At 40.2% G+C, this 24115-nt stretch carries 21 protein-coding genes, 1 rRNA gene, 1 pseudogene and 1 riboswitch; of the genes and pseudogenes, 13 read left to right on the forward strand and 10 right to left on the reverse strand.

Annotation, left to right across the window (positions count from 1 at the left end; genetic code table 11):
- Positions 1-133: 133 nt before the first annotated feature.
- A 5S ribosomal RNA gene (gene rrf, locus ACFN7Z_RS08115) occupies positions 134-248 on the forward strand.
- A gap of 189 nt (positions 249-437) precedes the next feature.
- Here the strand turns inward: rrf and ACFN7Z_RS08120 are convergent.
- The 5 genes from ACFN7Z_RS08120 to ACFN7Z_RS08140 form a co-directional block, all read right to left on the reverse strand.
- Positions 438-998 carry a lytic transglycosylase domain-containing protein gene (locus tag ACFN7Z_RS08120; protein WP_010326766.1) on the reverse strand — a complete coding sequence of 187 codons (561 nt, stop codon included), beginning with the start codon at positions 996-998 and terminating at the stop codon, positions 438-440.
- A gap of 506 nt (positions 999-1504) precedes the next feature.
- Positions 1505-2704 (reverse strand): acyl-CoA dehydrogenase family protein, encoded by a 1200-nt coding sequence (locus ACFN7Z_RS08125; protein WP_094148610.1) that lies wholly within the window; start codon positions 2702-2704, stop codon positions 1505-1507.
- A 17-nt stretch (positions 2705-2721) separates the two neighbouring features.
- The gene (locus ACFN7Z_RS08130; protein WP_171056741.1) at positions 2722-4008 is read right to left on the reverse strand and encodes an acyl-CoA dehydrogenase family protein; all 1287 of its coding nucleotides are present in this window, start codon (positions 4006-4008) and stop codon (positions 2722-2724) included.
- Positions 4009-4239: 231 nt separating this feature from the next.
- Complete coding sequence (locus tag ACFN7Z_RS08135; protein ID WP_010326762.1) at positions 4240-5613, reverse strand: AarF/ABC1/UbiB kinase family protein; 1374 nt, start codon at positions 5611-5613, stop codon at positions 4240-4242.
- A gap of 157 nt (positions 5614-5770) precedes the next feature.
- The gene (locus ACFN7Z_RS08140) at positions 5771-6076 is read right to left on the reverse strand and encodes a hypothetical protein (RefSeq protein WP_029575032.1); all 306 of its coding nucleotides are present in this window, start codon (positions 6074-6076) and stop codon (positions 5771-5773) included.
- A gap of 193 nt (positions 6077-6269) precedes the next feature.
- Here ACFN7Z_RS08140 and ACFN7Z_RS08145 point away from each other — a divergent pair, with 193 nt between their 5' ends.
- The 8 genes and pseudogenes from ACFN7Z_RS08145 (at position 6270) to ACFN7Z_RS08180 (ending at position 15331) form a co-directional block, all read left to right on the forward strand.
- Positions 6270-6692 carry a lysozyme inhibitor LprI family protein gene (locus ACFN7Z_RS08145; protein WP_010326760.1) on the forward strand — a complete coding sequence of 141 codons (423 nt, stop codon included), beginning with the start codon at positions 6270-6272 and terminating at the stop codon, positions 6690-6692.
- A gap of 105 nt (positions 6693-6797) precedes the next feature.
- The gene (prmB, locus tag ACFN7Z_RS08150) at positions 6798-7808 is read left to right on the forward strand and encodes a 50S ribosomal protein L3 N(5)-glutamine methyltransferase (protein WP_010326759.1); all 1011 of its coding nucleotides are present in this window, start codon (positions 6798-6800) and stop codon (positions 7806-7808) included.
- 15 nt (positions 7809-7823) lie between these two features.
- On the forward strand, positions 7824-8915 hold the full coding sequence (gene aroC / locus ACFN7Z_RS08155) for a chorismate synthase (RefSeq protein ID WP_010326758.1): 1092 nt from the start codon (positions 7824-7826) through the stop codon (positions 8913-8915).
- A 262-nt stretch (positions 8916-9177) separates the two neighbouring features.
- Entirely contained in the window at positions 9178-9984 is an 807-nt protein-coding gene (locus ACFN7Z_RS08160) for a hypothetical protein (protein WP_228259162.1), read from the forward strand.
- A gap of 244 nt (positions 9985-10228) precedes the next feature.
- Positions 10229-10315, forward strand: a riboswitch (glycine riboswitch).
- Between the two features lie 132 nt (positions 10316-10447).
- Positions 10448-11692 (forward strand): D-amino acid dehydrogenase, encoded by a 1245-nt coding sequence (locus ACFN7Z_RS08165; RefSeq protein ID WP_010326755.1) that lies wholly within the window; start codon positions 10448-10450, stop codon positions 11690-11692.
- Positions 11693-11874: 182 nt separating this feature from the next.
- Positions 11875-12102 (forward strand): hypothetical protein, encoded by a 228-nt coding sequence (locus ACFN7Z_RS08170; protein WP_010326754.1) that lies wholly within the window; start codon positions 11875-11877, stop codon positions 12100-12102.
- Positions 12103-12356: 254 nt separating this feature from the next.
- Positions 12357-13786, forward strand: a pseudogene (locus tag ACFN7Z_RS08175) (diguanylate cyclase).
- A 54-nt stretch (positions 13787-13840) separates the two neighbouring features.
- Positions 13841-15331, forward strand: coding sequence for an amidase (locus tag ACFN7Z_RS08180; protein WP_010326752.1), 1491 nt, complete (start codon positions 13841-13843; stop codon positions 15329-15331).
- A 55-nt stretch (positions 15332-15386) separates the two neighbouring features.
- On the opposite strand, the gene ACFN7Z_RS08185 is transcribed toward ACFN7Z_RS08180, so the two are convergent.
- The 4 genes from ACFN7Z_RS08185 to ACFN7Z_RS08200 all read right to left on the reverse strand — a co-directional run bounded on the left by ACFN7Z_RS08185 (position 15387) and on the right by ACFN7Z_RS08200 (position 20772).
- Positions 15387-16541, reverse strand: coding sequence for an MFS transporter (locus ACFN7Z_RS08185; protein ID WP_029575031.1), 1155 nt, complete (start codon positions 16539-16541; stop codon positions 15387-15389).
- A 141-nt stretch (positions 16542-16682) separates the two neighbouring features.
- Positions 16683-17444, reverse strand: a complete 762-nt coding sequence (locus tag ACFN7Z_RS08190; protein ID WP_029575030.1) for a 3-oxoacyl-ACP reductase — start codon at positions 17442-17444, stop codon at positions 16683-16685.
- Positions 17445-17618: 174 nt separating this feature from the next.
- Positions 17619-19559: an esterase/lipase family protein gene (locus ACFN7Z_RS08195; protein ID WP_395442663.1), complete on the reverse strand. Its 1941-nt coding sequence runs from the start codon at positions 19557-19559 to the stop codon at positions 17619-17621.
- Positions 19560-19701: 142 nt separating this feature from the next.
- On the reverse strand, positions 19702-20772 hold the full coding sequence (locus ACFN7Z_RS08200) for a putative zinc-binding metallopeptidase (RefSeq protein WP_029575029.1): 1071 nt from the start codon (positions 20770-20772) through the stop codon (positions 19702-19704).
- Between the two features lie 399 nt (positions 20773-21171).
- Between ACFN7Z_RS08200 and ACFN7Z_RS08205 the strand changes: the two genes are divergently transcribed.
- The 4 genes from ACFN7Z_RS08205 to ACFN7Z_RS08220 all read left to right on the forward strand — a co-directional run bounded on the left by ACFN7Z_RS08205 (position 21172) and on the right by ACFN7Z_RS08220 (position 23664).
- On the forward strand, positions 21172-21663 hold the full coding sequence (locus tag ACFN7Z_RS08205) for a hypothetical protein (protein WP_029575028.1): 492 nt from the start codon (positions 21172-21174) through the stop codon (positions 21661-21663).
- A gap of 320 nt (positions 21664-21983) precedes the next feature.
- The gene (locus ACFN7Z_RS08210) at positions 21984-22106 is read left to right on the forward strand and encodes a hypothetical protein (protein WP_256732956.1); all 123 of its coding nucleotides are present in this window, start codon (positions 21984-21986) and stop codon (positions 22104-22106) included.
- Positions 22107-22110: 4 nt separating this feature from the next.
- Positions 22111-22566: a CopG family ribbon-helix-helix protein gene (locus ACFN7Z_RS08215; RefSeq protein WP_010326746.1), complete on the forward strand. Its 456-nt coding sequence runs from the start codon at positions 22111-22113 to the stop codon at positions 22564-22566.
- Between the two features lie 75 nt (positions 22567-22641).
- Positions 22642-23664, forward strand: coding sequence for an ABC transporter substrate-binding protein (locus tag ACFN7Z_RS08220; RefSeq protein WP_010326745.1), 1023 nt, complete (start codon positions 22642-22644; stop codon positions 23662-23664).
- 112 nt (positions 23665-23776) lie between these two features.
- On the opposite strand, the gene ACFN7Z_RS08225 is transcribed toward ACFN7Z_RS08220, so the two are convergent.
- Positions 23777-24106 (reverse strand): multidrug efflux SMR transporter, encoded by a 330-nt coding sequence (locus ACFN7Z_RS08225; protein ID WP_010326744.1) that lies wholly within the window; start codon positions 24104-24106, stop codon positions 23777-23779.
- Positions 24107-24115 lie beyond the last annotated feature (9 nt).

A 24115-nucleotide genomic window follows, 5' to 3' on the forward strand; every position in this document is an offset into this window, starting at 1 on the left:
TGCAAACAACTTGATTTAGTTATAAAGCTAGATACAATATCCAACTCAAATATACCTGTTAATAACTCATTTGATGAAAGTTAGGCATACACAATGTGTAAATAAGACCCAACGAATAGTCATAAACAGTTGTGCTGGCGACAATAGCAAGAGTGAACCACCTGATCCCTTCCCGAACTCAGAAGTGAAACCTCTTAGCGCTGATGGTAGTGTGGAGTTATCCATGTGAGAGTAAGTCATCGCCAGCTCATTAATTCTAAATCCCCCTCCGCTTAAAGCAGAGGGGGATTTTTTTATGCTGAAAAGATTAAAATAATAAAAATAAATAATTATTAATAGGGAAAAAGAGATAGAGAACAAGTGAAATAGCTTATCTATAAGGGCCTAAATGGTAAAAAGCCAGCAGTTGCTGACTTTTATGTCTTATTTAAAAGAGGTTACAGAGCATCTTTTAAGTTTTTTTGATGTGCTTTAACCTGTTTGGCATATTTCTTTCCTTGACGCTTCATTTTCCAGGTCGAATGGTATCCTGTTGGACCGACATTATAATAAGCCAAAGCTTTGGGCCAACTTTCTGCTTTTTGGTTATAGCTAGCGAGAATATAGGTGCCACAATTAATATTATTAATCTCTTCAAATAAATCGCCAGGGCAGGTTTGTTGCCAATAGCGTGGGATAACTTGAGTAAGTCCAATAGCACCAGCAGGGGAAACGGCATAATTTCTATAGCTAGACTCTTGTCTTATGACTGCTGCAACTAGTAATGGATCCACATTATAACGATCTGCACTTTGTACAATCATAGGTGCAATACGTAGTGCTGTTGTTGGTTCAACAGCATATGCCTTTTGAATGCCATTGGCTAATTTTGCTGAACGCTTTTCAACTGAACCGCCACCAAGTGATGAACAACCAGTAAATATTAAAGTTGTTGTTAAAATTAAAACAGATTTAGCTTTAATATGAGATGTTGGCAAGTATCGTTGATAATTCAGCAAACTGTATATCCATTGGTATAATGTCTGAGAAGATCATATTGAGCTGTGCAATTACAGTCAAGTTGAGACAGAAGGTACTATTTTATGGTTTTGTTAAATCCGTACTTTATTTAAGCTAAATAGAGGCGATTAATTGAAATTCTAGATTTTATGCTGTTAGTAGATCCACTTGCAAAGATAGTTTTGTCATATAACCCCATAGTATTTAACTTTTTTATAGGTGATTGCATGGACAAGTCAAAGAAATTCTTCTTGCTTATAACAAATAGCCTAAGCAGTATCTAAGTTGGTAAGACTTACTATTCTCCAAATATTAAATTTGCTCAATAAATCTAAGTTCTGTGATAGCGATACGTTTTTTGAAGCCCAACAAATAAGTTCAGCCGTTGTTAGATAGCATGAATTTAAGTCCAGTAATTTCTACTTTTATATTACTTCAATGTGAGGCCATAATCTTCTATTTATAAAAACTATGGCATCAACATATCTGAATGAGATGTTTTATATTATTTCAATTCGCTCGATGACTTTCCGAGTTCACGGCGTGCGATAATGAGTTGCTGAATTTGTTGCGTACCTTCAAAAATATCTAGAATTTTAGAATCTCTTGCCCATTTTTCTAAAAGCTCATCTTCGTTGTAACCAACCGTTGACGCAAGTTCGACGCACTTAAGGGTAATTTCATTACAAATTCGACCAGCTTTGGCTTTGGAAATGGAGGCTTCCTTTGAGTTCGGTTTCTTGTTATCTGCCATCCATGCGGCTTTTAAGGTCAGTAAACGTGCTGCTTCCCATTCGGCTTCCATACGATAAATTTGACTCACAATATGAGTCGTTTGTAAGTATGGGGTTATATATTGAGGATCTAAACAATCGCTGAAGATCTCTTTAATGCGTTCTAGTGAGGCCTTGGCACAGCCTATAGCCATCGCTGCAACGAGCGGACGGGTATTATCAAAAGTTTCCATCACGCCAGCAAAGCCTTTAGCAATGTCAATTTCCGCATTTCCTAGTAAGTTATTGGCTGGCACTCGGCAGTCGATTAAACGAATAACTGCGGTATCAGAGGCTTTGATTCCTAGCTTATGTTCTAAACGTTCCACTGTCATGCCAGCAGTTCCTTTAGGAATTACAAAAGATTTGATCGCTGAACGGCCTAATTTTTTATCCATCGTTGCCCAAACGACGATAGCGTCAGCACGCTCTCCTGAAGTCACGAAAATCTTTTCACCATTTAAGATGTAATCTTCACCATCTTTTATTGCTGTGGTGCGAATCGCGGCTGAGTCCGAACCACAGTTTGGTTCAGTGATTGCCATGGCTGCCCATGTGTTTTTGAAAAGCTCTAACTGCTCTTCATTGGCAACAGCTGCAATTGCTGAGTTTCCCAACCCTTGGCGGGGCATTGATAGAAGTAAAGCGGTGTCTCCATAACACATTTCAATTACACTTAAAGCGGTAGAGAGATTCACTCCATTTTTATTGCCTTGTTCATTGGTGCCCCGCTTACCGATAGCAGCACCCGCGTTCATACCTTCACCGCCTTCATTCATACCATCGACCAAAGATGCCAACATATCCAGTTCTTTAGGATAGCTGTGTTCAGCTTTGTCGTATTTTCGGGAGATAGGTCGAAGTACATTGATGGCCACTTGGTGGGCTTGATCAATCAGTAATTTAAATTTTTTAGGGTTTTGTAAATTCATGCCAGTTTTCCTTTTTATTATGCATGTAGACCAGAGTGAACAATCGCTGTTGCACGTAAATCACGATACCAACGCTCAACAGGGTGTTCTTTGGTGAATCCGTGCCCACCTAAAATCTGTACACCATCGGTGCCAATTTTCATGGCTTTTTCGGCACAAAGTAAGCGTGCTAAATAGGCTTCACGGTGAAATGTCTGCCCAGATTCAGCTAGACTTGCGGCATTTAGAATGAGCATACGCATGGCATCAATTTCGATGGACATATCGGCAATCATAAATGCAACACTTTGACGGTGAGAAATTGGTTCACCAAAGGCGGTACGTTCATTGGCATATTCAATACAATATTTTTTGACCGCTTCACATGTGCCGACCGCCATTGCACACCACATTAAATTGCCGAGGTCTAAAAATGCCGTGTAGTTGAAATCTTCATCACCTAAGCGTAAAGCAGGGGTTTGATTAAAAATTAAAGTTGCTGTTTCCGTTGCTTTGAGTCCCATAGCGGGAGATTTTTTAAACTGAATACTTTCATCCCGTCTGAGAATAAAAACTTCAGCTTGGCCATTAAGTTCAGCACTGACAAGGAAAATATCTGCACTTTCAGCCAATAGTACCAGTGTCTTTTCACCTTGAATAAAATATTGACCATCACATGAAATGGCTTTGGTTTTTAACAGGTAAGGATTAAAAGCAGGCGTAACTTCTTGAATTGCAAAGCTAGCGCGAATGCTACTGTCTTGCACAAAACTATTTAAATATAAAGCTTGTACTTGCTCAGAACCCCATTGTGTAATGGCATTAATTACACTAAAGGTAGAGAGCATACCCGCGGCTAAACTAAAATCACCTTTGGCCAGATGCTCTGCAATAAGTATATTGCTCAAAATATTTTTCTCAGCAGCGACACCACCAAGCGCCTCAGGCAAAGCATAAAAGTTCAGACCTAGCTCTTCAATATATTGCCAAAGTTCTGTTGGAAAAGTTTCATTTTGATCGGCACTTGCGGCTAACGGGTAAAGTATATCGGCGGCAAACTGTGACATGGTGTCGATGGCCATTTGCTGATCTTCTGAATAGCTCAGATCAAATAATGATTTTTCTTGATTGTTGAGTCGCTGTTTATGCAGATCCTTATTGGCTTTAAAGGCTTTTTGTGTTTTTGATAAAGTCTTATAGCCCGCTTTTGAGCCTTGATATAGCGATTTCTCCACAAATTTTCTAAGCTTTAATTGGTCAAGTACGTCGCTACTTGCCATTTTTGTGATCAGTGATAAGCCAAATCCCTGCGCCTTATTTACCATATTTGTCATTATTTTCATCCAGCAGAATTATTCTGTGGTTTTATGCTGACATAGCGGCATACGAATAACTATGTCATGACTGACATGATGTATTGTCAAAGATAAACGGTATGTGGTGTATTTTAAATTATTCTAATATTTTGTTTTTTAAATTTTTTATTGAATCGTTTGGAATTGAAGTGATTGATCAATTGACCAAAATGACATCGCGTCATTTTGGTCAATGTACTTTTAGATAAATTTTTTCACCATTGCACGAACATTGGTTTTCGCTTCAATCACAGTCATAAAGGTATAAGCACCGATGAATTTACGGCTGATAAACATAAACTCTTTGGGTGGAACACTGAAATAACGAGATGCCATCGACTTTGAAGCTTGCTGCATTACACGGCTATGAAGCTGGCTTGCTTTCCAGTCATAAGCAAAGTTTTCACCCATAACACCAGCAGGTAAGTCTGGGTTGTTGCTTGGGCTGCTGAATGCTTCAGTTGCAAGTAAGAAGACTTTAGCCATATCGGGTTTAATGCTTTGAGGGATAGAGTCGAAAAACTCATAGCCTGTCATTGCTTGAACCATTTCTTCACTACTATGATTAAACCCAGCATGAATGAGCTTGCGAGCAACACTAAGTAAGTGTTCATCAAACTGTCGGATTGCACCAAAATCAAGCAGAACGATTTTATCCAAGATGTCATTGCCATTGCCTAAGCGAACGAGGTAATTACCAAAGTTCGGGTCGGTCTGCATTTCACCCCATTCAAAAATCTCGCGTACCGCAATTTCAAGTGATGCTTCACCAAGTTTGTTGCGACGTTCTTGCGGCAGAGACAGCATGACAGGGCTGTTAATCGGCACGCCACGTTCAAATGTCATACACAATACTTGGTCTGTGCAGTAGCCATCTATAATTTGTGGCACGATGTAGCGAGGGTCTTCTTTTAAGCGAGCAGCAAAGCGGCGTGTGGTTGCAGCCTCAATTTTATAATTCACTTCACGGTGCATCATCTCACGAACTTCATCGAACCATTGGTCGAACTCGCGTGTTTGCGGCACCATTCGTGTCAGTTTAAGCATGTTTTTAAACAGGCTCATGTCTGAGTCAATAGCTTCAGCAACGCCTGGATATTGAATTTTCAATACCATCTCTAAACCATCAGACTTGCGCGTTGCACGGTGGACTTGTGCCAGTGATGCAGTGCCCAGTGGCTCATGATCGATGGTCAAATCATCTAGTTTAGAACCCAACTGGCTGTGCAGTTGCTGTTTAATCGCAGGCCACGCTAAAGCGACTGTTTGATTATTTAAAGTATTTAAGGCTTGTGTGATTTCTTCAGGTAGAAAGTGTTCACCATAAAGTGCCATCATTTGGCCAATTTTGACGATAGAACCTTTAAGTTTGCCTATTTCAGAAACAAGATAATCGGCCTGTTCTTTCATTGCTTTTTTGCGTTTCTTTTCTTTTTCTTCTTCGCTAGAAAACATAGTTGTCGCATTAGAAGCAGCCCAACGTGTTCCAGCAAGCAACGAAGCTTTGGCAATCGATAAACGACGATCCATAGAGGAGGTTTTCAGTTGTTTAAGCTTATCGTTGTGATCTGACATAATTCAGTAAAATCCTTTCATCAGCAAGGGCAGCATTTTAGATTGTAACGGATAATATCGTGTATTCACGTATTAAAAAAGTTCAACTTGCTGAATCTAGAGTTAAAAAAGGCCATAAGTGTTAAGCAACCATCTAAATAAAGCCTAATCGGGATTGTTACATGCGAAATTTTACTTTAAGCGTATTTTTCTGAATCAATTCATCTTTATGCATTTGTATGTGTTGGAGGATCATTTCTTGTACCGGTTGGTGCATAAATCCATGTGCATAACCTTTAACAATGATGATGCTCGGTAGGCTAAAAAAGAAGTATCGAGCATCTTCAATGGTTGCACATTCATAGATCCCTTGCTGCTGTAACAGCTGCTGAAAAAAAGCTTTTTCAGTGTCGACATGATTGTTTTCGGTGTCATTCCAATAGCGTTCACGCATCGCCATTAAGTTGTTGTGTTTATAACTCATAAGTTTGGAGAATATTGGCAGAAGAACTCACTTTATAATAAGGCTGTTTGATCAGGTTTCAATGCAAAGCCTGTGAGTTCATGTAAAAAGCTGTGTGGTGGAAATTTTATAGAGGGCTAGTATGTTCATACAAAATAGGATGTTATATTAAAGCGCTGCAGCACGTAGATGTTGTGAATGACTAGATTAAAAAATGAATGAAGAAAATTTGCTTTGGGGAAAGGAATTGAAACAAATATTTAGTGCATTGCTTGTTGTGGGATTGTTCAGTGGTTCAGCCTATGCAATGGGCCCAACTAAAAAATATGAAGCATGCATGAAGCAAACTGGCAATGTGTTGAGTGAAATTGATGCATGTATGAGTAAAGAATATAAAGCACAAAAGAAACGCTTAAAGAAAGTATTTAAGCCGTATTTGGCGCAGGCTCCTGTAGATGAGCAAGGATTGGTTAAACAGTCTCATCAGCAATGGCTGGCGCAGCGTGATCAGATTTGTAATAACAAACCTATCGTGAAAAATGAAAAGACTGAATTACAGCGTATTTCGTGTCTGATGCAAATGACGCAAACCCGTGCAGATATGTACGAAGCACGTACAGGCCGTATAAACAAATAAGTGCAAAGCGTATGAAAATGTGTTTGCTGTGCATCAAAACATTATAAATCATAGAAAAACAGGGTATCATAAGGCGTTTTTATTATGACCTTGGAGACGCCTTTAGTGGATCGCCCGACTATTAGCCCTGAACATATACAGGAAGCCGCTGAAAACTTAAGCACAATTCGTGATTTTATCCGTTTTGGAGTGACAGCATTACGTCAATACGATGCACATTTAGGTCAAGGTACAGAAGACTATTTTGCTGAAAGCTCAGCTCTGGTTTTACAAACTTTATCTTTAGATTGGAATGCGGATGCTGAAATCTTAGAGTCGAAGCTACTACCAAGCGAAAAGACAGAAGTTTTAAGCTTATTAGAACGTCGTATTAATGAAAAAGTACCGACTTCATATTTGCTTAATTTGGCATATTTTGATGGCAAACCATATTATGTCGACGAACGCGTACTGATTCCACGTTCACCGATTGCAGAATTGATTCAAAACCGTTTTGCACCTTATTGCTTAGGTGAAAATGGCCAAATGGGTGAAGCAGTCAATAACTTGCCAGAAAACCCGAATCCAAAAACGCCACAACGTATTTTAGATATGTGTACGGGCTCAGGTTGTATCGCGATTGCTCTGGCTTATGCGTACCCAGATGCCGAAGTAGATGCAACAGATATTTCTAAAGAAGCTTTAGAAGTGGCTCAAATTAACTCGGAACACCACGACAAACAGTATCAAGTGGCTTTACTTGAGTCTGACCTGTTCTCCAAAATTCCTGCTGAAAATCAATATGATCTCATCGTGTCGAATCCACCTTATGTGGATGCTGAAGACATGGCAGATTTACCTGAAGAATTCCACCATGAGCCAGAATTGGCATTGGCGGCAGGTCAAGATGGCTTAGATTTGGTTCGTAAAATGTTAGCTCAAGCGCCAGATTACTTAACTGAAGATGGTCTCATCGTGATTGAAGTGGGTAATTCTGAATGGGCAATGCGCCAAAACTTTAATACTGTTGATTTTTACTGGTTACAGTTCCAAAAAGGCGGTACAGGAATCTTTGCATTGACTGCAGCTCAATGTCGTCAATTCCGTGATTTATTCATTCAATCTGTTCAAGCATAAAAGGAGTCGTTGGACATGGCAGGTAATAGTATAGGGCAACTCTTCCGTGTAACGACTTGTGGTGAATCTCATGGTGTAGGCTTAATGGCGATTGTGGATGGTGTTCCACCGGGCCTTGAGCTTACAGCAGACGATTTACAAAAAGATTTAGACCGTCGTAAGCCGGGCACCTCTAAATTTGCGACGCAGCGCAAAGAACCTGATGAAGTTGAAATCATTTCTGGTGTGTTTGAAGGTAAAACAACAGGCACACCAATTGGTTTATTGATCCGTAACACCGATCAAAAATCCAAAGATTACGGCAATATTGCACAAAGCTTCCGTCCGGGACATGCAGATTATACTTATACACAAAAGTACGGTTTTCGTGATTACCGTGGCGGTGGTCGTTCAAGTGCGCGTGAAACGGCGATGCGTGTGGCTGCGGGTGCAATTGCGAAAAAATACTTGGCTGAAAAGTTTGGTATTTTAATTCGTGGTCATGTGACCCAAATTGGGACTGAAATTGCGGAAAAATTGGATTGGAATGAAGTACCTAATAATCCATTTTTCTGTGGCGATGTCGATGCCGTACCGCGTTTTGAAGCACTGGTAACTTCATTGCGTGAGCAAGGTACCAGTTGCGGTGCAAAGCTTGAGATTTTGGCTGAAAAAGTGCCTGTAGGTTGGGGTGAGCCTGTTTTTGACCGTCTAGATGCTGACATTGCCCATGCCATGATGTCTATTAACGCGGTTAAAGGGGTTGAGATTGGTGATGGTTTTGCCGTTGCTGGTCAGTTTGGACATGAGAGCCGTGATGAGTTAACGACTGATGGCTTCCTTGCGAACCATGCAGGGGGTATCTTGGGCGGTATTTCAAGTGGTCAAACCATTCGTGTGGCCATTGCTTTAAAACCAACAGCGTCTATTACCACACAGGGTAAAACGATCAATATTAATCGTGAAGATACTGATGTATTAACCAAAGGTCGTCATGACCCTTGTGTGGGTGTGCGTGCGGCTCCGATTGCAGAAGCAATGCTTGCGATTGTTTTAATGGATCACTTTATGCGCCATCGTGCTCAAAATGCAGACGTCGTTGCACCATTTGCACCGATTGAATACTAGAAAATTCTCTTTATATTTAAGAGAGTACGCATTAAAGTCAGACTTCGGTCTGACTTTTTTTTATTTGCGTATGAAAGCTAATCTTAAATATAAGAAAAGAGCTGTTGGCATATTATGCACGTTATGGTTATCACGATACTCAGAAAACGGCATCTTACCTATTAAGTGCCAAAGTAGGCCAAACGTTGATGAATCTTCATTCGGTCTTACTGAGTAAGAAAATTTAGAGAGTTCATTTTTAAAAGAAAAAAGGAAGGGGGATATGAATAAAAAAATAAGCACAGTCAGACGAGGCACCATTATATTTTTATCACTACTCACAGTTTTGGTTATTTCATTGTTGATATATGGCTATGACAGTATGCATGACCCTGAAAAAGTTAAAGCGCGCTTATATGCTTGTGGAAAATTTGGTGATCGGCACATGCTCATTGATAAGCAGTATTTACTTTTTGGCAGAGTGACTTATCAAGGTGTGAATTATTGGGGGAAAAATATCGAAGAAGAACACGAGGCCAAAGGTTGTGATGATCAAATTCAAAGTATTGATTTGAAAGTAAAATGGCCTGAAATGACAGCATCTAGAGAAGGCTTTAGACTAGGTTCTGAGTTTAAAAATGATATCACAATCGCATTAAACCAACGTTCCGTTTGGAAAGAGGAGTGGGGAAGTAAAGACTTCTTTAATTATTTGGGTCATTTAAAAAGAAAATTAAGAAAAGGAATGTTTTCATCTAGTGGAGAAGAGGTGAGTGAAATATGGGTAGATGAAACAAAAAAATTTAACTCAGATTTAGGACTCTATGAAATAGAGGTAAAAAGTGATGACGGTGTTGGAAAAAAGGTGTATTGGCAGGAGCGTAAAGGTAAAGGGGTAAGTCTCACTATTAAGTGTCTTTATTTTAAGAGTGGTGCAACAAGTTGTGAATTTAATACACATCAGCCCAATTATGGGTTTAATACGAGTTATATCACTATAAAATTTCATAGTGAGTTACTGCCGCATTGGCAAGAAATTTATCAAAATGTAGAACAACTCATTCATTCTTTTAAGGTTGAGAAAAAATAAAATGAAACATCCGAAGAGTATAGACCGTACTCATGCTCAAAGATGTTTAGATGACCTCAGGATAGCGCTAATGTCCGACAGCATGCGTCCTCTTTTGAAGCAAAAGATAGTCATGTTAGCCAGTATAGTGCAACGCTTGTCCTAAGCTGAGGTTGTGCTCTATAAAAATAAACGAAAGATAATACTTTAAGAGCAGTTTCCAATAGGGTGATTACATGGTATATAAATTGCTCATAGAATAATAAGCATTATTGCAGGAGAGAAATGTTCTGCATTCGCCGAAGGAGCAACGACCCCGGAAACTCTCAGGCAAAAGGACTGTAATAATGAAAAAACTCTGGAGAGAAGTGTTCAATCACTCACCGAAGGGGATGGTTTAAAACATCATGGGATGTTTTAGGTCGAAGCTCTCAGGTACACATGACAGATGGGGTTGACATCAAACAATAAAAAGGAGGTGTCTATGTGTCATGTCGTTGTCATTGGTGCTGGAATTACAGGCGTCACAACTGCATATGAATTAAGTCAACTGGGTTATCAAGTGACAGTTGTGGATCGGCATTTATTTCCAGCCATGGAAACTTCTTTTGCAAATGGTGGACAACTGTCTGCATGCAATGCGGAAGTTTGGAACCAAAAATCGACAGTGCTGAAAGGCATGAAATGGATGTCTCAAAAATCTGCCCCTTTATTGCTCAATCCTGCGTTTAGTGTGCATAAATATGCATGGCTGATGGAATTTCTGGGCAATATTAAACATTATGAGGCCAATACCCACGAAACAGTACGTTTGGCTTTATTGGCTCGTCAACGCTTGTTCGAAATTGCGGATAAAGAATCAATCGACTTCAATTTAGAAAAACGTGGTATTTTGCATTTTTATCATAATAAACAAGATTATGACGTCGCCATTCGAGTCAATGATTTACTCAATAAAGGTGGACTTGAACGTTGCGGCGTAAGCAATGAAGAAATTAAGCAAATTGAGCCGACATTGACCGGCGACTATTATGCTGGATTTTATTGTGAAGGCGATGCGACGGGTGATATTCATAAGTACACGACAGGTTTGGCTGAAGTTACCAAAAAGTTAGGTGTGAAGTATCGTTTTGGTATGGATGTGACAGATATCGAACATTTAACTTCAGGTGTTGAAGTGAAGTTACAGCCAAGTTCTGAGAATGTAGAGCTTGCACCAGCGGAAGTTGAAATGCTCGCTGCCGATGCTGTTGTGGTTTGTGCTGGGGTGGGTAGCTATCAATTGGCTGAATTGGTCCAAGAGCGGGTCAATGTTTATCCTGTAAAGGGATATTCGATTACGGTTATGTTAAATGACGAAGAAAGCCAGCAAAATGCGCCGTGGGTGAGTTTGCTGGACGAAAGCGCGAAAATTGTAACTTCACGTTTAGGTAAAGATCGTTTCCGTGTCGCGGGCACTGCTGAGTTTAATGGCTATAACCGTGATATCCGGGCAGATCGGATTCAACCTCTTGTTGACTGGACCAATCGTAACTTTAAAGTTTCGACAGAGCATGCGGTCCCTTGGGCAGGTCTTCGCCCCATGATGCCGAATATGATGCCTGTAGTTCGCCGTGGAAAGCTAGAACGTGTGTTCTTTAATACAGGACATGGGCACTTAGGTTGGACGCTATCTGCGGCAACTGCGGCAATGATTAGTCAGGAAGTCGCGACAGCGTATCCTGTTTAATTCGAGTGCATTCTTGGATAGATAAAAACAAGTTTGCTTCGAGCTTGTTTTTATTATTTCTGTTTAATGATGTTATAATTCTGCCTTAATTTCAAAAGATTGCTCACAAATGAATACTTTAAACTTGAGCAAAAATAAGTAGTATTGTTTCAAGCAATTGATGACTAATGTGAAGGTGCATAATGATTAACATGAAAATGGCTTTGGTGGTTCTAGCTTCTGCAACAATGCTGTCGCTTGCTGCGTGTAGTGACAAAAAACAAGAGACTGAACAAACGTCAGTGGAAAGCTCAGCAACTGAAACACCAGTGACCAATATAGAAGTTAGTCCAGAGATGATTGATGCTGCACCTTTAGAGTCTGAAGAAGCAGGTGCATCAGCACCAGTGGCAGCGTCTGAAGCAAAATAAGTCCAAAGATCAAAAAGCCTCCCGATGTGGAGGCTTTTTTTATGGGTGAGAGTGATATCAGCGTTTAATCGTAAATATTTAGATTCAGGATATAAATCAAAAAATCATATTGAAACCATAACGAACAATCGATAGAGTTTATTTAGTAAATATTGTCAATTTGTGATGGTTTTCATCAATGCATCCTTTGCAAGCAAATGGACAGTAGAAAACATGATGTTTAATCATAACTCATGTAAAAATGAGGGAATATTTTGTACGCAGTTAAGCTCACAGAAGTATCGTTGAATTTTAAACAGCATGGCCGAGCATGTTTGATTGTTGCTGCGGTGATTTTTGTCTGCTGTTTGCTTGGGATATTCACTCGGCCGATTGCATATTTCGCTTATTTTTGGCCAGCTAATGCAGTATTGATCGGCTTATTTTTACGGTTAAGCCACTTAGAAATGTTGGTGGCTGGTTGGGCGCATTTATTGGTTATATGTCGGCTGACTTAGTCACAGGGAATCATCTTGAGCTGACGTTGGCTTTAACAATTGCCAATTTTATGACAGTAGGCGTGTCTTTATTCTTTATCCATTATTTACAAATTGACTATCGTGCATATAACAAAGACTTAAATTTTCTTTATCTTTTCTTGGTTTGTGTTTTTCTTGGGTGTTTTTCTAGCGCGATATTTGCCGTTGCGGTCGTTCCGTATATGCCACATACTTTTATGAGTACGCAAGACCTGTGGGCTGAGTTTTATATTTGGTGGACAGGGGAAGTGCTAAATTGTATTTCACTTTTACCCCTCATGTTGACCTTTCCTGCAGCGAAGAAATTAAAGTATCTTTGGAATAACCGTAGACAGTGCGAAACCCAGTTTGTCGATGTTTTACCCTTACTCTCAGTTTTAATTTCTGTGGCATGTACACATCTGTTCTTTGGTCCTGGTGCCTTACTTTTCCCTCTAGCAGGGCTCATTTGGGCGGCTTTAAGTTACAACTTATTTTATGTGAGTATCATTAACAGTTTGGTTTGTTTTGTGACTTACCATAGTTTAACGACCTATTATATTTCACGTACAGCAGATAACTTCTTGGCCACTTCTATTTCGGTGCGTATAGGGCTGTGCATGTTGATGATTGCACCTTTGCTTTTATGTATTGTGAGTCGTAATCGTCATGATCTGTATAAAGAAGTACTTTATCTGGCCAACCACGCCCCCTTAACTCATGTGGGAAATCGCCGTTTTTTCTTCACTCAAACTGAAAACTTATTGAAGGAAAATCTGGTTAAATCGATGAGTATCATTGTGCTAGATATTGATCATTTTAAGAAAATGAACGATCAATATGGTCATTATATTGGTGATGTATTGCTACAAAGCTTTGCTACGACGGTGAAAAGTAATTTGCGTGAACAGGATTTATTTGCGCGTATGGGCGGTGAAGAATTTGTGGTGGTGTTAAATAATACCACTGAAATTGAATCACAAATCATTGCAGAACGTATCTGCCGTGCTGTCGCTACTTCAAAAACTCAAGTGGCACATGCTGTTTTGAGTATGACGGTGAGTCTTGGTGTGGTGCATCAAGTTTTACCAACGCAAAATAGCCTACAGAGCTTGTTAAATCGTGCTGATCGGGCGCTATATCAGGCCAAAACTTTAGGACGCAATCAAGTACAACTTGCCTCATAGGTTAAAATTTAGTAAAAGTATAAAACAATAAAAACTATAGATACTTGGATAAAAATGAATTTTTCTGAATACCTTCGTTATGATGGGCTGGGTTTAGCTGAGTTGGTTGCACAAAAACAAATCCATCCCGCTGAATTATTACAAATTGCAATTGAGCGTAGCCAACAAACCAATCCTGCTTTAAATGCGATTATTATTCCGATGCATGATTATGCCAAGAACAGAGCGCAAAATGCATTGTCTGGCCCATTTGCTGGGGTGCCATTTTTAGTAAAGGATTTATTTCAAGAATATGCAGGTTATCCAACATCTTATGGATGCCAAGCATTTAAACGTACGGGCCATATTGCAGAACATAATGCAGAAATTGTAAACCGTTGGGAAAACACAGGCATTTTAACTTTTGGGCGTACCAATACCCCTGAGTTTGGTATCAAAGGCATTACAGAATCAGATGCTTGGGGAGCCTGTCATAATCCTTGGAATTTAAAACATAACAGTGGTGGTTCATCGGGTGGTTCCGCTTCTGCGGTGGCCGCAGGAATTGTTCCCATTGCGGGTGCGGGAGATGGCGGTGGATCGATTCGAATTCCTGCATCGTATTGTGGTTTATTTGGTTTAAAACCAAGTCGTGGACGTACGCCGTGGGGCCCAGATATGAGTGAAGCAATGCATGGGGCTGCGATACAGCATGTATTGAGTAAAAGTGTAAGAGACAGTGCAGCGATGTTAGATGCAACGCAGGGTGCAGAGCATAGCTCATTGTTTAAAATTGAACTACCCAGCCAAAGCTATTTGGCCTGTCTACAGCAGCCTGTAAAAAAACTTAAAATTGCATTTAGTACTCAGTCGCCTATCGGAACCACAGTGTCTAAAGATGCAATTGATGCTGTACACCATACCGCACGTTTGTTGGAGTCTTTAGGGCATACAGTGGTCGAAGCACAACCTGAGATAGATGGTATGTCTTTGGCCAGAGACTTTATCACGACGTGGTTTAGTCAATTTTCTTATATGTTAGAGCAGATCAAGCAACACGTTCCGACCACAGCAGGAGATTTTGAGCTGGATTCTTTAGCTTTGGCTGCCTTTGGTGCCAAAACGACTGCGTTAGAATATATTCATAATCTGAATAATTGGGGAGTATATGTCACCAAAATGAACCAATTCTTTGATCATTATGATCTTTATCTGACTCCTGCTACAGCCTCAGTCGCACCCAAAAATGGGCAAATTTCTACCCCATCATGGCAAAAACCAATTTTAAAAAGTTTATTAAAAGTCGGCAAAGCACATCTGTTGGCACAAGGAAAACTGGTCGATAAAATTGTGAAAGATAATTTGCGTTGGGTGCCTTTTACTCAGCTAGCCAACATCACAGGTTTACCTGCGATGTCTGTACCTTTGTATTGGAATGCTGACAATCTTCCGCTTGGTTCACAGTTCATTGCGCCTTTTGCCCGTGAAGATCGGCTCTTACAGTTGGCTAGTCAGCTTGAACAGGCCCAGCCATGGTTTCATAAATATAGTGAAATCAAAGTTTAGAAAGCTGAATAATGAAACTGCTGCAATTTATGTGTGCAGATCAGAAGAGAACTTTTTAAGCTTGAACTTCTTTGGGTAAGTAGCGAATAAAACCCAAACCCAGTAGAACCGCACAGCCTGCCAAAATAAAAATAAGTTCGCCTGACAGGCTGTGCCAATAATGTCCTGCAAGAATACTTCCAGACGCTACACCCAGTCCCCACATGGTGCTATACAGGGCTTGACCGCGTCCTTGTTGTCCTAAACTAAAGTTTTGGAAAATGATACGCATGGCGATGAGATGAAATAGGCCAAAGCTAAAAGCATGAATGGTTTGTGCGAAGAACTGGATCGCGAAGATTTGTGGAAAAGAACCAACCATAAACCAGCGTAGCGCCGTGAGGATAAGACAAATAGACACCATGAGTCGCCATGAAAAGCGTTTGAAAAAAATGTGAGCAATGGCAAACATAATAATTTCGGCCATGACACCGACAGTCCACAAAAAACCAATTTCTGTGGTTGAGTAACCAGCTTGTTTTAAGAAGTTGCTATAAAAACTATAAAAGGGCGCATGCGAAAAAAGCAGAATAAACTCGATACCGAAAAATGCCGCGACAACGGGTTTTTTTAAAATCGGTAACAATGGCTCGAGCTGCCCTTGTGAATGAGGTGCAGTGGTCGGTTCTTTGATGCTAAATGACCAAATAAAGGCCAAAAAAGAAATGCACAGCAATAAAACAGGAAGCATAGAGATGGGTAAAATTTCTAATAAGGCTCCGATACCAAAAACCCCGACAATAAAACCGACCGAGCCCCACTTTCGAACTTTTCCATACAAAGCACTGCGCTGTTCCGCGAGCCAAAATAGCGTAACGCCTTCAAATTGAGCCAGAATGGCGTTTTGGAAGAAGCTAAAGATCAGCATGAGTAGGGCGATCGCCTGAAAGGAGTTTGGAATGATAAAAATCATGAACCAAATACAGGCTTCCATCCACGTTGCAACTCTGACCAAGAGCATCCGTTTCCCTGATTTATCTGCAATCCAGCCCCAAATAAAAGGAGCAAAAAAACGGGTAATGATCGCAATTGAGGAAAGGATGCCGATTTCACTGTAGTTAAAGCCTTGATCTTCGAGATACAGGCTCCAAAACGGCATGAAGGTGCCTACAATGGAATAATAAAAAAAGTAAAAACCAGCCAGTCGGTGCCGAATGGGGAAAGAAAGCATCGTACTGTGTTCCTTGGTTGGGTGGGCAGATTATGAAGAAGACTTGAACCTAAAACAAAGCTTCAAGTCGATGAAGCTTCGAGAATTTTTAAAATGGATGGTTTAAATCATGCTTATTCAGAGTTCAGGGATTAAAGCTCATTATCCTTTGACTAAACCACCATCGACAATCAAGTTTTGACCTGTCACAGCACAAGAATAGGGCGATAAGAACATTAGAATGGCTGAGGCAAATTCCTCAGGTGTAACTACACGACGCAGTGGTGTTGCACTTGCGATGTAATCAAAAACTTCATTGGGCGTGCTTTTGCTAGCATCAGTGGTTTGCAGTAAACCGCCAGAAAGCATATTGATATTAATGCCATATTGGCCAAGTTCATGCGCTGAGGTACGCGTAAAAGCCAATAGTGCAGCCTTCGCTGTGGTGTAGTCATGATAAGGCACCACTGGGTTTTGCACCAGATTGGTTCCGATGTTTACAATGCACCCAAACTGGTTTTGTTTCATACCTTCAAGCGCTGCTTGGGTAGTATTCAAAGCGGCTTTAACTGCACCCTCAAATTGTTGTTGCATAGTTTCCCAGCGGAGCTCATGAACTTTTGGGCGGGCCTCACCATTAAACTCGAATTGAATCAGCGCATTATTAATCACGGCGTTGATATGCTGTCCAAAATGCTGAAAGCTTGCATCAAACATACTTTTGACTTGTGCACTGTCTGTAACATCAGCTTGGTAGATAAAAACCTGCTTTGGATACTGCTGGACTAAGGTTTGCGCTGCAACATGGCTGTTCAAATAGTTCACGACTACACGAGCACCTTCATTGATTAAGGCGTGTGTAATCGCAAGACCTAAACCGCGTGCGCCACCTGTGACCAGTACAACTTGATTTTTAATGTGCATAATGTTTCCGAGCAGATAAATGCATGTATTTTTTGGATAAAGCAAGTATATCAAAACCTTTTCCGTACCTGAGATTTTACAACCGCTGCTTTTCAAGTTTTCGATGCTCATTCAGCTGAGTTAGAGTATTCGGATAAAAATCGCCAAGTAGTAGAACATTTTTAGTACTGTTGATCATTGAGCCCGAGTTTGCTCAAGGTGTAACCTCAAAATACGCCGTAATTCTAATAATGTTTCTGCTTCCTCATGCACCGAATGGTTGCCTTTAATGATTCTTTCAGAGACAGCCTGTTCTAAATGTGAACTGGAATAAGGCACAATACCATCGCTCATGTCATGTATGTCATTGTTCTGACGGTGATTACCAATAATAGAATGATAAGGAACTCTAGATACAGGCATGATGTTACTGGTCAAAGCCATAAAGCGTGACTTTGGACTTAAGTCGTCTGGGCCAGATTGCACCATGCCTTTGGTGCTAGAGCTACCATTGAGTTGTATATCCACTTGGTTAAAGAAAGTGATCGGCAACTTGACCATTTTCTTCACCAATTCCATGTACCAGCGGTCAGACAGTTCACTACCACGGTGAGGCGCGGCAATAAAAATTGCACGTCCAATGGGTAAATCAGAATGAAATTGAAAACGTTCTTTGATTACGGGGTATTGTTGTAATCGGGTGTATTGCTCATAGTTTAATAGTGGAATCACTTGCTCAGAAATATCGTGCTCACTAATCAGTAAGCGACTAATGACGCCGCCCATACTATGTCCAATCAGCACGGCGTCACTTGCCGAGCGAGAGTTGGGTTGAACTTGTGCAAAGGCTTGTTTAAGTAGTGCATGAATTTGATAGCAGCTTTCAACAATCGGCATATTGGTTGAATAGAATACCTGCCATACCTGAAAGTTCTCCCGTAAAGCTTTATCCCGCAAAATGTTATTGGTCAGATTGACCCAAGTTTCAGGGCTGCTGGCGAGACCATGAATAAGTACAATCACTTTTTTATTCGGCTGGTAAGGTTCAAGCATATAGACATGTGGCATACGCAATCGCTCAGTCTTATCGAGCAAGGTCAAGTAGCCTGTTGAGCCCAGTTTATTTTCTGCCAGCCAGTAGGCAAAAGGCACAGAATAATTCGCCGTGAGAATGTATTTTTGTTGATGTATGTCTACATACTTTTGTGTATAAGGATTAAATAGCTCAATCTCAAAAATGGCTTTGCCATTAAGCACATCTTCAATGCTGCTTTCAGGGTTTAATGGCTGTGCCGCTGCGGTTACGGACAAATAGCGTGCAGGATGGATATTGGGATTGGTTTGATTTTGATAAAACGATATCGGGTCAAGGATAAAATCATTTTTATGAATAGGATCCGCTTTAGTCACAACCACGAACTCTGCGCCCAGACCATCTTGACGGTTGACTTGATAAAAACCCGAGAAGTTTAAATTATAACTGGATTGAACTCGGTCAATGGTTTTACTTTTCAGTTCAGGATAGTGTTCTAAATTTACAATATATTGACGTTGTTGGACGTTGAGTTGCGCGGGAACTTGTTGAAAAGGTTGCGTACGGTACGCCGTGGTAATTAAACGCGACAAAGCGACATTGTAAAAAGTGCGGACATGCATTTGTCTTTGATCAAAAACCCGGGTACTTGGGCTTTCTTGCATTTTAAATAAATACACATAGCTATAACGTAAACTCTGGTCGAAGGCCTCAAGGCTCTGTTCTAAGCAGTGATTATTTTCACTATGTGGCTGTGCTTGGGTACAGTTGCGTTGTTTTGAAATATCTAAAGCTTGGGCCAAATACAGTTCACTTAAAGCGGCATAGCGTTCATCTGCAGCAATATCTGTTTGTGTGTTTAAGCGCTTCAAACATGTTTCAAATTCAGCGCTGCATTGCTGTGGCGTCACGCTGAGTAATTTGAGTAAGCTGGTGGTTTCCGCACTCAATTGTTCGTGGCTTAAGATATTTTCGGACTTGCTACGAATAGCCTGATGGATATTATTTTCTTTAACTTTGACCAACTGGCAGGCCGGCAGTAAAACAATCGTTAGCCCTAAAATGATTGGTCGCTTGAAAGTATGATGTCTCGTTAAAAGCATAGTTTTTAGCACGGACGTTATCTATATAGGCTAAAGATGTCTTTCATTTTAAGATAATTTCTAACGAGTTACATCCAAATTCAGTCCAATCTTTTGTGTCCCTAGACATAACTTAAGAACGCTTATATTCAGCTCAAGCAATTTAGCGAGCAAAGGCTTTGCCCAAAACATGTTTATGTATAAATCGTAATTTATCGAGGACTGGCGCTGATAGCGTAAATGGATAAGCATCTTCTAAACCCATACTGCGATTTAACGCATTTAAGTTAAAAGTCAGTGTCATCCATTGTTTGAGGAGTAAATCAAAATTTTGAGCGCCGATTGGATTTTCATAAAAGCTTAAGTCATGCGTATCTTTTCGATTATTGCGCACGATTAAACCTGCATAGTAAGCGGTTTCCAATGTGTCCATCATGTGTAAATAGTGTGCCCACGTTTCTGCCCAGTCTTCCCAAGGGTGTGTGCTGGCATAAGAGCTGACATAAAACTTGTCCCAGTTTTGCGGTGCGCCATCTTCATAGTGGCGTTGTAGTGCTGCGTTATAATCTTGACGCTCATCTCCAAAATACTGACGGAACTCGTCGACCAGCTCAGGATGTAGCGATTTAATGAGGTCAAAATAATAATGACCACTTTCATGACGGAAATGCCCCAAAAGCGTACGGTAGTTTTCACCCATTTTAATACGGGTCGTTTCTCTATAGATGACATCTGCTTCACTAGCATTGAGTGTAATGACACCATTAGCATGTCCTGTCAGCACAGGGTGCTCTGGTTCAGGCATGAGAAAATTAAAACGGAGTCCGTAGCGATCATCATCGTTATATTTGGGCCTTGGCATAATATTCAGGCGTTGCATTAAATACAGAAAACGCCGTTTAGCATGTTCGAGCCGTGACCAATAGACGATATGATCAGGGTTGTCGAGAGTAGGAATGGTATATGTGAGTACACAAGACTCACAGTAGATGTCGTTGCTCTCTGCGGGAATAACCCAATTACAGACTTGATGATGCTGATAGTTATAACAAGGCTTATAGCGCTTCGTCTGGTATTTTTCATTTAGCGCTAACCAAAGAACAGGGCTATGCTGTTCAAAGCTCCCCATATCTTTTTCCGATGCAATATAACCGAGTGTAGTTTGGCAGCTCACACATTGTGAGTTGGCAAAAAAGACTTGGTTTTGACAGGATGCGCAACTAAAGAATTTCATCGGCGGCTGTGTCTTTGGTGAGCTTTTAGAACCAGTATAAAGGATGTCGGTTCCCTTCGTCATGTTCTGTCATCTGTTTTGATAGGCTTGCAAAGTTGAGTATTCATTTGCATATAATTTGAAAAGTTTTTAGTCGTTCGTTTGATATACAGGTATAAGCGCGGTAGTGCTTGCCTAGAGTGCATATTAGAAAGAATACATGTGCTTGGTTAGTAGCGAGCTTTTCAGTGGGGTTCTTTTCTTTCATATTTGTATAAAGAGATATAAATTTTAAAATTTATAAACTGAATGAACGAAAAAGCTTGATTTAGGTGCAGATTCGTCAAAAATAGGGACTGGGAAAAATCAAAGCTTCATTTTAGAATTTCAAAGCCTTTTAAGTTTCTGGGAGTAAATATAATGATAACGAACGTATCGCCAAAAAAATGGCTACTCATGAGTTTGGGGGCGATGTTGCTTTCAGGTTGTGCGACAACCTCTACAGACCCAAGTCGTCAAAATGTGGGTACCACAGGTTTACTCATTTGTGCGCAGAATGAGCTTTGTCCAGTGGTCACTGTGAGCTGGAATGAATCGAACAAAGAGCTGCTTAAGTTAAAAATTCATTTGAGCAGTACTTACAATAAATATGAGATTCATAAAGTTGAGTTTACAAATGAGAAAGACTTTCAAACTTTTGCTGTCACAGGGCCAACTGAGCATGATCATGTGTTAGGTGCCAACCGTTCGACCAATTATATTTTAGCGCCTGTAAATTTGATGAGTAAGTTAAAGGGAACGGATTCGATCAAGATGGATATTTATACGGATAGAGGTATTATCTCTCGATATGTGTATAAAGATGGCGTCTCAGCTCCAATTTTGGGTGAGTTCCAAAAAGTTTATCAATAAAAGAAAAAATCGCCATCTGGCGATTTTTTTTGCTTATAAGTGAGAGAAAACTAAAACTTGCGAGGACATAAGATCTCATTTTCAGAAGGTATTCTGTCTATAGGGACGTAAACATTGGGCCTTTGACGGATGAAAAGTCAAGCTGAATAGCCCGAAATGCACTTTGATGTATCAATCTTAAAAATAGAAATATATTTTGCACAAAAAATAAACTTTCTCATACGCTGTTGCTGTCAATCTAATCAAAAAAATTGGCATGTATTCTGCTTAGTTCTAGGTATTACAAAAACCTTTTTTGGTAATACCGAAAGGAGCAACAAATGTCTAAACAATTCAAAGGTGACTTAAATGCATTCTTCACTGTATTTAAACAGCTCGTGGTTGCCATCTTAAGTGCTAGAGCGGGCATTTATATCAAGCAAGACCCACCAAAAAAAGGATAAGCACGTGCCGAAACATAAATTGGCACGGATCAGCATCACTGTGCCTGAATTAACTGTCGATGCATTGGATCAGAAAATTGTTGATCAGCACTATGAAAGCCGTTCTCAAGCCATTGTCGACATGATCAATAAACATTTGATTGCGGATCAGGAGCAACGTAACGCCGTGATGGTGGGGACGTTTACCTTGCTCTATGACGCCAGTGTTACGCCACTTAGAGTCCAATTGCTGGACTTACAGCAGCAGTTTTTAGAACAAGTGGTCAGCTCACTACATATTCAGTTAGATGAGCAAAAAATTCTAGAAGTGATGATTTTGCAGGGCTTAACTACAGAGTTAAAAGCATTAAGCCAGCAATTCATTGCTTTGAAAGGTGTGATCAAAGGGCATTTGGAGTTGATGGATGCAGTGATGCCGCCGATTCCACAAAATGAAAAACAGAGCGCGTTGAAATCGTGACCATGTTCACCGCCCTCAATGACTCACTCTATACATAGCAAGTTTAAACATTTACAGCATCGGGAAAATTGCATCATGATTAAAAAAGCGTTCTTATCAGTCTCTATTGTTTCGACTATTTTATTGGCAGGTTGTGATAACACCGCCAAAATTCCTGAAACAAAAAACAGTGCATCTGAGAGCACAGCCACCAAAAACATCACGATTGGCTACAGTGATTGGCCGGGTTTTGTTGCATGGCAAGTGGCAATTGAAAAAGGTTGGCTCAAAGAAGCAGGGTTGAATGTTGAGTTTAAATGGTTTGATTATTCATCATCGCTTTCTGCTTTTGCAGCCAATCAGCTAGATGCAGTACTGGTGACCAATGGAGATAATCTAGTCACAGCCTCTGGGGGCACTCAAGGTGTCATGATTATGGCGACAGACTATTCCGCAGGTAATGACGTGATTATCGCAAAAGATGGAATTAACAGCATTGCCGATTTAAAAGGCAAAAGTATTGCCACTGAAAAAGGCTTAGTTGACCATTTATTGCTAAGTACAGCACTAACAGATGCAAAAATTAAGACCAGTGACATTAAATTGGTCAATTCTATGACCAATGAACTTCCACAAGTTTTTGCAAGTCCAGACATTGCTGCAATTGCGGTCTGGCAACCTGTAGCCAATCAAGCGTTGAAGTCTGTTGCAGGGTCTAAAATTATTTATAGTTCTAAAGATAAGCCAGGTTTAATTTATGACACGCTGACTGTAAATATGAGCCATCTTTCTGCCAATAAAGAAGATTGGAAAAAGATGATCCAAGTGTGGGATAAAACAGTCAAATATATTAATGACCCTGCAACACATGAAGACGCCGTGAAAATTATGTCTAACCGTGTTGGCGTCGATCCGAAACAATATGAACAATTTATTGGCGGGACGCATTTACTCGATTTGACAGCCAATAAAACCGTCTTTAAAAAAGGTTCAGGTTTTGACTCGATTTATGGCTCAAGCTACCATGTAAACAAATTCAACGTTGAAAATGGTATTTATAAAACAGAAATGGATGTTGATGGTGCAATTTATCCAGCTTTGGTTGAAGAGTTAAAGTAAGATTTCGTAGAAACTAAAAGCCCAAGTTAACTTGGGCTTTTTTTGTATGAGTGTGTTTAAAAAGCAAAGAAAGATCTAATTTTAAATAAAGAGTAGATTTTAAGGCATGTATTTATAAATGCGTACTTTTAGAAAACACATGAATAATCACGATGCCGATAATCATAAAACTTAAACCAACAACCGCCGCAAAGTCGAGCTGCTGTTTAAAGTAAATCCAACCGACTGTAGAAATAAGAATAATGCCCGCACCTGACCACAGTGCGTAAGCTAGCCCCATAGGGATCGATTTAAACGTTAGACCTAAGAAAAACAGTGCAATTGCATAACCGATAATGGTTAAAACGACAGGTAAAGGTGCAGTGAAACCATTGGTTGCTTTTAATGCAGAAGTCGCGAGGACTTCTGCAATCACGGCGATCAATAAATAGAGAAAAGCCATAACTTATTA

It is taken from the genome of Acinetobacter sp. P1332, assembly GCF_044057475.1.
In the GTDB taxonomy this organism is placed as follows: domain Bacteria; phylum Pseudomonadota; class Gammaproteobacteria; order Pseudomonadales; family Moraxellaceae; genus Acinetobacter; species Acinetobacter johnsonii.